Consider the following 12600-nt stretch of genomic DNA (forward strand, 5'->3'; position numbering starts at 1 on the left):
CGCCCTGCCCGAGCCGCTTGCCGTGCCGCCCAAACGTGAAGACGCGCGGCCCGTGCGTCCGCCGCAGCGGGTTGCGCCGTCCATGCGCTCCCTGCAGGGCCGCCTGCACGAGGCGCTGAGCCTGCGCGTATCGGTGAGCGGCACGGAAGAGAAGGGCAAGATCACGCTCAATTTCGAATCGCCGGAGCAGCTCGCGCAGCTTCTGTCGCGGCTTGGTCTGGAACGGCGGTAGGCCTGTTCCCTGATTTAAAACCCCCTCACAGCTTTCGTATTACACTTTGCAGGATGTATTGATGGTCAACTACAACATCAATGGCGCTGCCCTCGGCGCGCAGGTGGCCCGGCTGGCGGGTGCTCGCGTTTGCGTGGTGGGCGACGTGATGATCGACGAATATCTGGTGGGCGACGCACAGCGCATCTCGCCCGAAGCCCCCGTGCCCGTGGTAAGCGTGTCCGAGGACAGGCACCTGGTGGGGGGCGCGGGCAACGTGGCCAAGAATATCCGTACCCTGGGCGGCGTGCCGCGTCTGGTCAGCGTGTGCGGTAACGGGCCGCGTTCCGCGCTGTTGCGCCGCGTGTTGCTGGATGAGGGTGTGGACGCCGAGTTCGTGGAAATTCAGGGTCGGCCCACCACTCTGAAAACCCGTGTCATTGCCCGGCAACAGCAGATGTTGCGCATCGACCGCGAGGAAACCAGCCCCATCGGCGGGCAGCATCTGGATGACCTGCTGCGGCTGGTGGAATCGGCAAGCGCCGACTGCAGCGTGGTCATCGTGTCCGACTACGGCAAGGGCGTGGTGACCGGGGAATTCATGGACGGGCTGGAGGCGTTGTGGGCGCGTCGCGGTACGCGGCCTGCAGTGCTGGTGGACCCCAAGACCCCCAATTTTCATCTGTACCGCAACGTATTCATGCCAACCCCCAACGCCAAGGAAACCAGCGAAGGCGCACACCTGCCCACGGGCACGCGCGAGGAAATCCTGGCTGCCGGGCGGGCCATCTTCGACAAGCTGCACTGCCAGCACCTGCTGACCACCCTTGGCCCCAAGGGCATGGCCCTGTTCGAGGCGGCAGACAAGGTCTGGCACATCCCCACCACTGCCCGCAGCGTGTTCGACGTGACCGGTGCCGGGGATACGGTGATCGCCACTGTGGGACTGGCCTTGGCCGCAGGGGTGGATTTGCTGGAAAGTTGCGTGTTGGCGAACTATGCCGCGGGCATCGTGGTGGGGCAGGTGGGGGCGGCATCCGTGCTTCCGGATGAACTGCGCGAGGCCATTGCAACCTTGCCGGTGCCTCATGTCGATCGCTGGGCCTGAATGACCGCCTGTCTTCGGTTTTCAACAGGGCTCCCGTAAGGGAGCCCTGTTCGTTTCAGTGACAATCTGCGATTTCACGTGAAACACGAAGTGTAAACGCGGATCGAAACGTAATACGATTCGATGATGAGTCAGGGGCAGCCACGTGTTGGCGCAACGCCTGCCAGAGCGGGCGGTGGAAATGCACGGTCCGCCACGGCCCGCCACGACAGGTCACGGCTTTTCGCGCGCGGTAATGGCCGGGGCATTGCCGATTGAGCGCCAGAGGCGTATGCGCAGAAAAACTCCCGGGTGCGCCGGGGGGTGCCCCGGCACCGGGGTGTTTGCCTTTTCCAGTGGCGCGCGCAGCGCGCCCACGCATGCCTTATCCCTCATGCCGGAGGTTTTCATGGACGCCATGACGCTCATTGCCGAGCGGCGCATAGCCGAGGCCCAGGAAGAGGGCGCGTTCGACAACCTGCCGGGTGCCGGGCGTCCGCTGGACTTGGAGGACTACTCCATGGTGCCCGAAGACCTGCGCATGGCCTACAAGGTGCTCCGCAACGCGGGCTATCTGCCGCCCCAACTGGAGACGGCGCGCGAGATCCAGACGGTGATGGATCTGCTGGAAAACTGCGAGGACGAGCGCGAGAAGTATCGCCAGATGCAGAAGCTGAACCTGATGCTGCGCAAGGTGGGCGCCAGCCGTAACCGGCCACTGAACTTTGAAGAGTACGAAGCGTATTACCAAAGCATGGTCAATCAAATGCGTGTGGCGGGGCAGTCTGCGGACAGGGGCAGCGACAAGACGTAACCGGCGTGCGTGTGAAGGACGAGCCGCCATGTGGCAGGCAGGCAAAGGGCGCCCGGAGTTGTTGCTCCGGGCGCCCTTTGCGTCGTGATATGAGGCGTGCGCGGTTACCCCTTGCGCAACACCACGCCGAAAAAGAATTCACGGGCTGGGGTGTCGGCGGGGGTGGTGTGCTGCACTTCGACAGTGACGGGGGCAGCGCTGGCGGCACCGGTCGGGGACAGCAGACGTTCGATCTGCGCCTCGTTCTCGGCGGGGTTCAGGGTGCAGGTGATGTACACCAGCCGACCACCCGTGGGCAGTACGGACAGGGCAGCATCAAGTATCCTGCCTTGCAACGCGGCAAGTGCGTCGAGGTCGGTGGAGGTGCGGCGCAGCTTGATGTCCGGGCGGCGGGAAAGGGTGCCCAGTCCGGAGCAGGGTGCATCGATGAGAATGGTGCGGAAGGCACCCGCGCTGGCCGTTCCGCCACTTGTGCCCGTGGTGCGTGGCGTGTCCGGCGTGTCTGATGTGACTGGTTGAACTGGCTGAACTGGCAGGGCCGGGCAACCCGGGCCTGCTGCCGCGCTGGCGGCGCCCGCCACGCACGGAGGCTGCGTTGCGGAAGCCCGGACAATGGCGGGTACCGCAAGCCCCAGTCGCTCCGCGTCAACGCGCAGGCCGCGCAGGCGGCCCGCATTGGGGTCGCTGCACAGGCAGATATCCACACCGCGCTCCAGCAGGGCCAGCGCCTTGCCGCCTCGCCCGCAACAGGCATCCCACACCGGGCCTTCCCAGGTGTCCGGGCGCAATGCGTCCAGCACTTCCTGCGATGCCGCCCCCTGACGAGACAGCAACCCGGCGCGCTCCTGCGCGGCCACCTCCGCCGGAAAGCCACCGACGGGAAAGACCACCCCGGCATGGCCGCAGGCAGTGCCGCCGTGATCCGCAATCAGCTGTTCACGCAGCGCCTGCCAGCCGGGGCGAGCAGCATTGACGCGAACCGCCGGGGCCGGAGCCTGGGCACTGGCAGCCAGCAGGTCGGCGGCACGGTCGGGTCCGTACGCATCGCACCACAGGTCCACCAGCCAGCGCGGCGCGGCATGGTACACGGACAGGAAATCGCGCGGGTCCGGCAGGTCGGCGTGGTACATGTCCGCGATGCGGGCGTCGTCGCCCAGCCGGGCCACGTTGCGCAGAACCGCGTTGGCCAGTTTGCCGAGACCGGGGCCGAAGCGCTGGCGGATGTGGGTGACGGCCCAGTCCACCGCAGCGTAGTCGGGAATGCGGTCCAGGTGCACGATTTCGTGGGCGGCCACGCCCAGGGTCAACAAGGCTTCCTGCGGCAACTTCTCAGGGGCTGTCAGGAAGCGGCGCAGGAGCCACGAAATGCGGATTTCCGACCGCAGATACCCGTAGACGAGTTCCGTGGCCAGGGCGGCGTCCTGGCGCGAAATTCCGACATGCCGCAATGCGGAGTCAGCAGGGGAAGATGCCGTGAGCTTTTGAGCAGTCGATCCACTCTTTTTGGATGACGTGTTGCATGCAATTGCGGGAGCGTTAGCCCCATTGCGCACGGCAGCGCCAGCAAGCACGGTGTCCAGTGCGGCCTGTACTTCCTGTCCCTTGCGGAGCACCTTGTCCAGTGCGGCAAGGGCAGCCGCGCGGGCAGGCGGCAGGTGCCCGTCCTTGGCGTGGGGTTGGCGGGGGCGGGAACTCATTGCGGATCCGAAGGCGCGGCAGGGGCGGCACCGGTGGAAGAAGCCGCAGGCGCGGCATCCTGTGCGCGGTGGTGGTGGCCTGCGGTGCTTCCGGCATTGCCGGGCTGGCAGGCATTTCCGCGACCAGCCCCGAAGGTGGCATCGGCAACGGAACCAGGAGCACCGGCAGCGGGCGCACCAGTTGCCGCGCAGGCCGTGTCCTCGTCAGCAAGGTCTGGTGGCAGCACGTTCAAAAAGTGGCGCAGGGCCTTTTCCACGTTGGTCAGGCTGACCAGCGTATCCAGGCAGGGACCGTTGGGCCGCTCGTTGAGCACGCCGTACACCGGGATGGGGTGGGTGTCCTGGATGCCGCTGGCAAGGTCGCGTTCGCAGGCCACGGCAATGATCAGCCGGGGGCGTTCCTTGACCACGATGCGCCGGGCAATGGTGCCGCCGGTGGCAATGGCCAGCTTGACGCCGTAGCGGTCGCGCAGGGCCAGCAGTTGCTCTATGGGGCACTGGCCGCAGCGCTTGCAGTGGTCCACGCCGTAGGTCAGGCGCACCGCGCAGTTGCTGGACTGGAGGCAGTGCGGCAGCAGGATCAGCACGTCCGACGGGGCAAAGCTGCCCGTCTCGCCGCGCACCAGCTCGTTGTTGACCTTGATGAAAGAGTGACGCACCTCTTCGCGCGAGATGCCGAACAGCCGCCCCAGCAGTTCCATGAGCGGCAGGAACAGCTTTACAGCCACGCCGCGCACCCGTTGCGAGCCGAACCACGGCCGACCTGTGTAGATGTGCAGCACAAGGCCCAGCGTGGCCCACACGATGACTGCGATGCACGCCACCAGCAGCGCACCGGTTATGTCCGGCACCAGCGGATGGATGTTGCCGAGCCCGATGTACGGGATGATCCACCCCACCAGCAGCACGAGGCACAGGGCGGCGGACGTCAGGCTGATCAGCCCGATGAACAGCCGCTTGCGGGCGCCGTGGTAGTCCTCTCTGGGGAGGGAATCCGGGTTCTTGCGGATGGGTATGGACATGGCTTTCGTGATTGCGGAGTGCGCAATGGGTTGGGAGCGCAATGACCGGGAGGTTCGCAGCAGGGCCAGGGCCTGGAGTGCCACGTCGTGCCCGGGGTGTGACGGTACGGGGCAGGGTGCAGCCGGAGCAGGGCTGTCGGGCAGGGCCACACCCACAAGGTGGCGGCCCTGTCACCGGTCTACGCCAACGTCAGCCGCCTACACGCACACGGCAAGGCCGCCGTCGCATTCGCAGGCGTTCAGGTAGCCGCACAGAAAGGCGCGTGCATCCATGGGCTTGCGGTCCGCCGGGCGGATGGAATCCACAAGATACAGCCGGTCGGCGCAGGCGATGGCCAGTTGCTCGTCCACCAGTCCGACTATGGTGCCGGGAGCGGCGCCCTCGTATTCCGGGGCATCCGACCGCAACGGACCGATGCGGCCGGGGGCGAGGGACACGCGCAGTTCCTTCTGTCCTTCACGCTGGATGGTGCAGTACGCGCCGGGCCACGGGGTAACCCCGCGAATGTGCGCATGCACCTGTGCGGCGGGCCGGTTCCAGTCGATGAGTCCGTCGGCCTTGGTCAGCTTGGCGGCGTAGGTGGCCCGGTCATTATCCTGCGGGATGACCACGGCGGTGCCGTCGGCCAGCTTGCCCAGCGCCACGGTCAGCAGTCTGCCGCCAAGGTCGGCCAGTTGGTCGTGCAGGTCGCCCGCAGTGTCGTTGATGTCGATGCCCATGGCTTTTTGCAGCAGCATGGGGCCGGTATCCAGGCTGGCCTCCATGCGCATGATGGTCACCCCGGTCACGGCGTCACCGGCCATGACGGCGCGCTGGATGGGTGCGGCACCGCGCAGGCGCGGCAACAGCGAGGCATGCACGTTGACGGGGCCAAGGCGCGGGATGTCCAGCACCGACTGCGGCAGTATCAGGCCGTAGGCGGCCACCACCAGCACGTCGGGCCGCAGGGAACGCAATTCCGCAACGGCTTCCTCGGTCTTGAAATTCAGGGGCTGGTACACCGGCACGCCGTGCTCGATGGCCAGCAGCTTGACCTCGGGCGGGCGGCATTGCTGGCCGCGCCCGCAGGGACGGTCCGGCTGGGTGTACGCGGCGATGACCTCGCAGCCGTCCCATTCCAGCAGATGGCGCAGGATCACCGCGGCAAAGCCGGGCGTGCCCATGAACACCACGCGCAACGGAGTGCGCGGCGCGGCAGGGGCCGTAGCCACTTGTTCGGCTGCCGTGGTGGCGTTGTCGTCCTGCATGATGTCCTGCACGTCGTCCTGCCCGGTCATGCTAGCGCGCTCCCGTGCGGGCCTTGGCCGTTGCCGTGGGCATGGGCCGGGGCGCATTCTTCTGCATCTTCTTGACGCGCGAATCGTACAGGGTGCGCTTCAGCCTGCTGATATGGTCGATGAACAGGGTGCCCTTCAGGTGGTCCACCTCGTGTTGCAGGCACACGGCCAGCAGGCCGTCGGCGTCCATGCACACCTCGTTGCCGTCCAGGTCGCGCGCGGTCAGGCGCACGGTGTCGCTGCGGGTGAGGGTGGCACGGTAGCCACCGGGCACGGACAGGCAGCCTTCCTCCGAGTCTATCTTCTCGCCGGTCAGTTCCAGACGAGGATTCACGAAGGTCATCAGCGCCTCGCGCTTTTCCGGGCCGGACACGTCCACCACGATCAGGCGGCAGTGCTCGCCTACCTGGGGCGCGGCAAGGCCGATGCCGTCCTGCCGGTACATGGTTTCGGCCATGTCGGCGGCAAGCTGGCGGATTTCATCGGTGATCTCGGTGATGTCCTCGCACTCCACGGCAAGGCGCGGGTCGGGATATTGCAGCACTTCTCGGATCATGGGCGGTCCTGTGATGTGGGCGTTTGATGCGATCACCCTACGGTAAGCACGCCGTGCGGGCAAGGAAAGGGCAGAGAACAGGGGGCGAAGCGACGGGGGAGGAAGGCGCGCGGCCCTCCTCCCCCGTGCGGAGCAGACAATGTGCGGGGCCTAGCCCTGCGGAGCGTTGGGTGCGCCGTCCTTGCCCGTTTCGCGCAGGCGCAGGCCCAGGTCGCGCAGCTGGCGGGCGGATACGCTGTCCGGGGCCTGGGTGAGCAGGCAGGTGGCCTTCTGGGTCTTGGGGAAGGCGATGACGTCGCGGATGGACGACGAGCCGGTCAGCAGCATGGCCAGACGGTCCATGCCGAAGGCGATGCCGCCGTGCGGCGGGGCGCCCATTTCCAGCGCCTGGGTCAGGAAGCCGAACTGCGCTTCCGCTTCTTCGGGCGAGAAGCCGAGCGCGGCGAACATGCGGCGCTGCTTTTCCGCCGTGTGGTTGCGGATGGAGCCGCCGCCCAGTTCGTAGCCGTTCAGCACCATGTCGTAGGCGCGGGCACGGGCCGCCGCCGGGTTCTCGACCATGACGTCCATGTGGCCGTCCTTGGGCGAGGTGAACGGATGGTGGCAGGCCACGTAACGCTTTTCTTCCTCGTCGTATTCGAACAGCGGGAAGTCGGTCACCCACAGGAAATTGAAGGCGTTCTCGTCGATGAGGCCCAGGTGCTCGCCAAGGCGCACGCGTAGGTTGCCCAGCGCCGCGTTGACCATGTCCGGCGCGCCCGCCTGGAAGAACACGATGTCGCCCGTTTCAAGGCCCAGGGCTTCCTTCAGCCCGGCGCGTTCCTCGTCGGACAGGAACTTGGCGATGGGCGACTGCCATTCTTCGGGCCGGATCTTGATCCAGGCAAGTCCCTGCGCGCCGTAGATCTTCACGAACTCGGTGAATTCGTCGATCTCCTTGCGGGTCATGGTTTCGCCGCCGGGCACGCGCATGGCCTTGACCAGTTCCGCAGTGGCGAACAGCTTGAAGTTGGAGCCGCGCACGATGTGCGTGACATCCTGCAGCTCCAGTCCGAAGCGGGTGTCCGGCTTGTCCACGCCGTAGCGGGCCATGGCGTCGTCATAGCTCATGCGCGGGAAGGGGGTGGCGATCTCTCGCCCCAGCGCGTCGCGGAACACGCGGGCCATCAGGCCTTCGGCCATGGCCATCACCTGTTCCTCGTCCACGAAGCTCATCTCGATATCGATCTGGGTGAACTCCAGCTGGCGGTCGGCGCGCATGTCCTCGTCGCGGAAGCAACGCACGATCTGGTAGTAGCGTTCCATGCCCGACATCATCAGCAGCTGTTTGAACAGCTGCGGCGACTGCGGCAGGGCGTAGAACTGACCCTGGTTCAGGCGGCTGGGCACCAGGAAGTCGCGCGCGCCTTCCGGCGTGGACTTGGTGAGGTAGGGCGTCTCGATTTCCAGAAAGCCCAGCTCGTCCAGGTAGCGGCGGGTGGCCTGCGCGGCCTTGTGGCGCACGATGAAGTTGTTGGCCATGCGCGGGCGGCGCAGGTCGAGGTAGCGGTACTGCAGGCGCAGGTTCTCGCTGGCCTCGGTGCGGTCCTCGATGACGAAGGCGGGCGTCCTGGAGGTGTTCAGCAGCTTCCATTCGGAAACGTACACCTCGATCTCGCCGGTCTTCATGCCGGGGTTGGTCATGCCCTCGGGACGGGGCCGCACGGTGCCGCGAATGGCCAGCACGTATTCAGAGCGGATGATGTGCGCGCGCTCATGCGCGGCGGGATTGACGTCGGGGCTGAACACGATCTGGGTAAGGCCCTGGCGGTCGCGCAGGTCCACGAAAATGAGGCCGCCGTGGTCGCGGCGGTACTGTACCCAGCCCATCAGGCAGACTTCGGCCCCGGTGTCGGCGGCGGTCAGGGTGCAGCAATCGTGGCTGCGCACCCAGTCGCCCAGGGGTTCGATGTACTGCTGGTGTTCCTGTTGGACGTCAAGTTTCTGATCGCTCATGAACGGTTCCTTTGGATGTTTCCCGAGGATGACAAGTCGGAAAGGGACGGAAACGGGGTAGGAAGAGTACCGGGGAGGGGACCCTTTGGAAAGGGTCTCCCTCCCCGGACCCCTCCCCCCCAAACTTTTCAAAAGGGTAGCGACAGATGCTGTCGGCCACCACGCTACACGTGGTTCGCGGCCTCACCCTGCGGCACGCTGCGCTGCTCGCCGCTGTCCATGTCCTTGATGACAACGGTGCCGTTGGCCATCTCGTCGCCGCCCAGCAGCAGGGTGCAGCGCGCGCCGGTGCGTCCGGCCTGGCGCATCTGGCCCTTGATGCCGCGCGCGGCAAAGGACACCTCGCCCGCCTTGCCCGCCGCGCGCAATTCCTGCGCCAGCAGCATGGCCGCGTCCGCCGCTGCCGGGTCCAGCACGGCGATGTAGAAATCGGGCCGCTTCTTCTCCAGCGCGGGCATCATCAGGGCCAGGCGTTCCATGCCGCAGGCAAAGCCCACGCCGGGCACGTCGGGGCCGCCCAGTTGCGCCACCAGGCCGTCATACCGCCCGCCGCCCGCCACCGACGACTGCGCGCCGATGGAGCCGGACACCACCTCGAAGGTGGTGCGGTTGTAGTAGTCCAGCCCGCGCACCAGGCGCGGGGTGAGCACGTAGTCCAGCCGCGCGGCGTCGAACACGCGCAGCACCGTGTCGAAGTGGCTGCGGCATTCCGGGCAGTTGTGGTCGATGATGCGCGGGGCATCGGCGGTCAGCTCGCGGCAGGTGGGCACCTTGCAGTCCAGCACCCGCAGCGGGTTGGTGTCGATGCGGCGGCGGCAGTCCTCGCACAGGGCCTCGCGGTCGATGGAATCCAGAAAGTCGCGCAACGCGGCCCGGTACACCGGGCGGCATTCGCGGCAGCCCAGCGAGTTTACCTGCAACGAAAGGTCGGTCAGCCCCAGTTCGCGCAGGAAGGTCATGAGCATCAGCACCAGTTCGGCGTCGGCCTGCGGTTCCTGCGGGCCAAGGCATTCGCAGTTGATCTGGTGGAACTGGCGCATGCGGCCCTTTTGCGGGCGCTCGTAGCGGAACATGGGGCCGGTGGTGAACAGCTTGGACACCGGTTCCTGCGCGTGGCGGCCCGCATCGATGAAGGCGCGCATGACGCCCGCCGTGGCTTCCGGGCGCAGGGTCAGCGAACGGCCCTTGCGGTCGGGGAAGGTGTACATTTCCTTCTGCACCACGTCGGTCTCGGTGCCGATGGAGCGGCAGAACAGTTCGGTGCGCTCCAGCAGCGGGGTGCGCAGTTCGGCGTAGCCGTAACGGCCGAACACCTCGCGTGCGGTGTTCTCCATGAAGGTGAACACGTCGCTGTCGGGGCTGAACATGTCGGCGAACCCCTTGATGGTGCCCACCTTGTCGCCCGTAACCTTTTGTGCGGTCTTGTCGGAATTGTTGGTGCTCATGGCTCGCTTCCGGATGCAGGCTTGCGCGGCAGGGGGCATGCGCACGGCACGCCGCGCCCCGCCGGTGCGGAAACAGCCATGGATAGTCCAATGGGCGGGTATTGTCAAAATCGTCGAATATCACGCGCAGGGGTGGGGCTGGCGATCGCAACACGGCTGCCGCCCCTTGGGTTCCCCTGTTTTCGACGTCAGTCGCGATGCAGGGGAGTGCTGCCGTGCGCGGACAGTGGGCCCGGTGGAAAATTATGGCGAGAGGGCAGGAAGGAGACGGGAGCGGGTCGCAGCCGTGCCCGGCTATTCCTCGTGCTTGCGGCGGCAGGAAAAACCGTCCGTGGCGGCCTGGCGACCGGGTGCCAGGCGCGACACGGCGGCCTTGCCCGTGCGCAGCACCAGCGGGGTGACCGGCATGCGGCGGCCAAAGTCCATGCGCATGGCCACGTACGCGCCGAACGGCGAAAGGCTGATCCAGCCGTTCAGCATCTCGAACAGGCGCGATTCACGCCAGGTGCAGGCCGGGCCGTGCAGCACCGAGCGCATGGTGACGGAGCAGGACACCCCCGTGCCGCGCACCAACCCATACATGGAAGGCACACTGAACCAGCGGGCCTGCCGCAGCAAGGAGCCGCGCAGCCCCGGCATCGGCACCCCGTGGGTGGGATAGTAGGGCGAAATCCGGTTCAGGAAGCCCACCAGCACCCCGCGCGAGGCCACCCGGAACGCTTCCGCCAGCGCCGCCGCCGGGTCGGGCACGAATTCCAGGCAGGTCAGCAGGGCCACGTAGTCGAAGGCGTCGTCGTCAAAGGGCAGGTGATCCGCCACGCCAAGGTGAAAGTCCGCCCGGCAGTTCAGGCGTTCGCGCGCGGCCTCCAGCATGGCCTCGCTGCTGTCCAGCCCCGTGACGTCGAACCCCGCCCCCCAGAAAGATTCCAGGAATACCCCCGGACCGCAGCCCACCTCCAGCAGGGTATGCCCGCGCCGGGGCCAGCCAGACACCATGTGATGCAGCAGCCGCTGCTCGTGCCGCACCGCAAACGCCCCCCTGGGCGTCTCCAGCCACTGCATGTAGCCCCGCACCGTGTCCGCATCCCACCGCTGGTTCATGCGCCTCCCCATTGCTTCCGGCATCCGGTTTGGGCGCAGCATACGCCAAGTCCCCCCGCGCGAAAAGGGTGGGGAGTCGCGGAGGGGCGTGGGGGAAGATGGGGAAGGAGGAGAGGAAGAAGGAACCGGGGGCGGGGAAGAAACTTTTTCCAAAAAGTTTCTTCCCCGCCCCCGGACCCCCACCCCTTCTTCCAAAACGTTTCCATAGGGGGAGTAGCGCAAGGCAGGGCGTTGGGATGTTGCGGTTTCGTATTGCGGAGCGGCCCCCAATTAAAAAGTTTGGGAGGATGGGGGGCCGGGGGAAGGAACCTTTTTCAAAAGGTTCCTTCCCCCGGATAGTTCTCAATGGGTTCTCTTGATCAGGCGTTGCCCCGCACCCGTGCGGCGGCGGCCACGAGGTGGGCGAGGCTGGCGCGGGTTTCGGGCCAGTCGCGGGTTTTCAGGCCGCAGTCGGGGTTGGCCCACAGGCGGTCCAGGGGCAGGACGCGGATGGCGGCGCGGAGCAGGGTTTCCATTTCGTCGATGGAGGGCACGCGCGGGCTGTGGATGTCGTACACGCCGGGGCCGACCTCGTTGGGGTAGGCGTGGGTGGCGAAGACATCCAGCAGTTCCATGCGGCTGCGGCTGGCTTCCAGGCTGATGACGTCGGCGTCCAGCGCGGCCACGTGGTCGATGATGTCGTGGAAGTCGCAGTAGCACATGTGGGTATGGATCTGGGTGGCGTCCCGCACGCCGGACGAGGCCAGACGGAACGCTCCCACGGCGGCGTCGAGATAGGCGGCGTGGGCGGCGCGGCGCAGGGGCAGGCCCTCGCGCAGGGCGGGTTCGTCGATCTGGATGACGCCGATGCCCGAGGTCTCGAGGTCGGCCACCTCGTCGCGGATGGCCAGGGCAAGCTGGCGGAAGACCACGGGCCGGGGCACGTCATCACGGACAAAACTCCAGCAGGCGATGGTGACCGGGCCGGTAAGCATGCCCTTGACCGGTTTGCCGGTCAGCGACTGGGCATGGGTGATCCAGCGCACGGTCATGGGGCCGGGGCGCGAGACATCGCCGTAGAGCAGGGGCGGCTTGACGCAGCGGGTGCCGTAGCTCTGCACCCAGCCGTTGGCGGTGATGCAGAACCCGCGCAACTGCTCGCCGAAGTACTCCACCATGTCGTTGCGCTCCGGCTCGCCGTGCACCAGCACGTCCAGCCCAAGGGCCTCCTGCTCGCGGATGGCGACGGCAATGGCCTCGCGCATGGCTGCGTCGTACTGGGCTTCGGTGATCTGGCCGGTGCGCAGCTTGCGGCGCTGGGCGCGGATGTCGGCGGTCTGGGGGAACGAGCCGATGGTGGTGGTGGGCAGCACGGGCAGGCGCAACGCGGCGCGCTGGGCGGCGATGCGGGCGGT

10 protein-coding genes and 1 pseudogene are annotated in these 12600 nt (G+C 66.8%); 3 read left to right on the forward strand and 8 right to left on the reverse strand.

The genetic code is table 11. From position 1 onward, the window contains the following. The 3 genes and pseudogenes from FVW27_RS18225 to FVW27_RS18235 all read left to right on the forward strand — a co-directional run. Nucleotides 1-232: pseudogene (locus tag FVW27_RS18225) on the forward strand (ParB/RepB/Spo0J family partition protein); the annotation flags it as partial. A 136-nt stretch (nucleotides 233-368) separates the two neighbouring features. Continuing rightward, nucleotides 369-1319: a bifunctional heptose 7-phosphate kinase/heptose 1-phosphate adenyltransferase gene (locus FVW27_RS18230; RefSeq protein ID WP_341806176.1), complete on the forward strand. Its 951-nt coding sequence runs from the start codon at nucleotides 369-371 to the stop codon at nucleotides 1317-1319. Between the two features lie 388 nt (nucleotides 1320-1707). Continuing rightward, complete coding sequence (locus FVW27_RS18235) at nucleotides 1708-2112, forward strand: DnaJ family domain-containing protein (RefSeq protein WP_167127927.1); 405 nt, start codon at nucleotides 1708-1710, stop codon at nucleotides 2110-2112. 104 nt (nucleotides 2113-2216) lie between these two features. On the opposite strand, the gene FVW27_RS18240 is transcribed toward FVW27_RS18235, so the two are convergent. From FVW27_RS18240 to metE, 8 genes are all read right to left on the reverse strand, one after another. Then, nucleotides 2217-3809 (reverse strand): RsmB/NOP family class I SAM-dependent RNA methyltransferase, encoded by a 1593-nt coding sequence (locus FVW27_RS18240; protein WP_167127930.1) that lies wholly within the window; start codon nucleotides 3807-3809, stop codon nucleotides 2217-2219. Then, entirely contained in the window at nucleotides 3806-4831 is a 1026-nt protein-coding gene (locus FVW27_RS18245; protein WP_167127933.1) for a DUF116 domain-containing protein, read from the reverse strand. The genes FVW27_RS18240 and FVW27_RS18245 overlap by 4 nt, the downstream gene beginning before the upstream one ends. A 198-nt stretch (nucleotides 4832-5029) precedes the next feature. Further along, the gene (fmt, locus tag FVW27_RS18250) at nucleotides 5030-6079 is read right to left on the reverse strand and encodes a methionyl-tRNA formyltransferase (protein WP_424991892.1); all 1050 of its coding nucleotides are present in this window, start codon (nucleotides 6077-6079) and stop codon (nucleotides 5030-5032) included. Nucleotides 6080-6110: 31 nt separating this feature from the next. Beyond that, on the reverse strand, nucleotides 6111-6665 hold the full coding sequence (def, locus tag FVW27_RS18255; RefSeq protein ID WP_167127936.1) for a peptide deformylase: 555 nt from the start codon (nucleotides 6663-6665) through the stop codon (nucleotides 6111-6113). Between the two features lie 150 nt (nucleotides 6666-6815). Further along, nucleotides 6816-8660 (reverse strand): aspartate--tRNA ligase, encoded by a 1845-nt coding sequence (gene aspS, locus FVW27_RS18260; protein WP_167127939.1) that lies wholly within the window; start codon nucleotides 8658-8660, stop codon nucleotides 6816-6818. A 164-nt stretch (nucleotides 8661-8824) separates the two neighbouring features. After that, the gene (gene hisS, locus FVW27_RS18265) at nucleotides 8825-10105 is read right to left on the reverse strand and encodes a histidine--tRNA ligase (protein WP_167127943.1); all 1281 of its coding nucleotides are present in this window, start codon (nucleotides 10103-10105) and stop codon (nucleotides 8825-8827) included. 294 nt (nucleotides 10106-10399) lie between these two features. Continuing rightward, the gene (locus FVW27_RS18270) at nucleotides 10400-11206 is read right to left on the reverse strand and encodes a class I SAM-dependent methyltransferase (RefSeq protein ID WP_167127945.1); all 807 of its coding nucleotides are present in this window, start codon (nucleotides 11204-11206) and stop codon (nucleotides 10400-10402) included. A 359-nt stretch (nucleotides 11207-11565) separates the two neighbouring features. Beyond that, nucleotides 11566-12600 (reverse strand): 5-methyltetrahydropteroyltriglutamate--homocysteine S-methyltransferase (gene metE / locus FVW27_RS18275; protein WP_167127948.1); only part of this gene is annotated, 1035 nt, incomplete at its 5' end.

The organism is Nitratidesulfovibrio liaohensis (assembly GCF_011682075.1).
Lineage (GTDB): Bacteria > Desulfobacterota > Desulfovibrionia > Desulfovibrionales > Desulfovibrionaceae > Cupidesulfovibrio > Cupidesulfovibrio liaohensis.

What these genes read in the sequence shown, in the direction of transcription:
- hisS (WP_167127943.1), bottom strand. Translation starts at nt 10,105, where the DNA reads ATGAGCACCAACAATTCCGACAAGACCGCACAAAAGGTTACGGGCGAC.
- aspS (WP_167127939.1), bottom strand. Translation starts at nt 8,660, where the DNA reads ATGAGCGATCAGAAACTTGACGTCCAACAGGAACACCAGCAGTACATC.
- FVW27_RS18270 (WP_167127945.1), bottom strand. Translation starts at nt 11,206, where the DNA reads ATGAACCAGCGGTGGGATGCGGACACGGTGCGGGGCTACATGCAGTGG.
- FVW27_RS18235 (WP_167127927.1), top strand. Translation starts at nt 1,708, where the DNA reads ATGGACGCCATGACGCTCATTGCCGAGCGGCGCATAGCCGAGGCCCAG.
- FVW27_RS18245 (WP_167127933.1), bottom strand. Translation starts at nt 4,831, where the DNA reads ATGTCCATACCCATCCGCAAGAACCCGGATTCCCTCCCCAGAGAGGAC.
- def (WP_167127936.1), bottom strand. Translation starts at nt 6,665, where the DNA reads ATGATCCGAGAAGTGCTGCAATATCCCGACCCGCGCCTTGCCGTGGAG.
- fmt (WP_424991892.1), bottom strand. Translation starts at nt 6,079, where the DNA reads ATGCAGGACGACAACGCCACCACGGCAGCCGAACAAGTGGCTACGGCC.
- FVW27_RS18240 (WP_167127930.1), bottom strand. Translation starts at nt 3,809, where the DNA reads ATGAGTTCCCGCCCCCGCCAACCCCACGCCAAGGACGGGCACCTGCCG.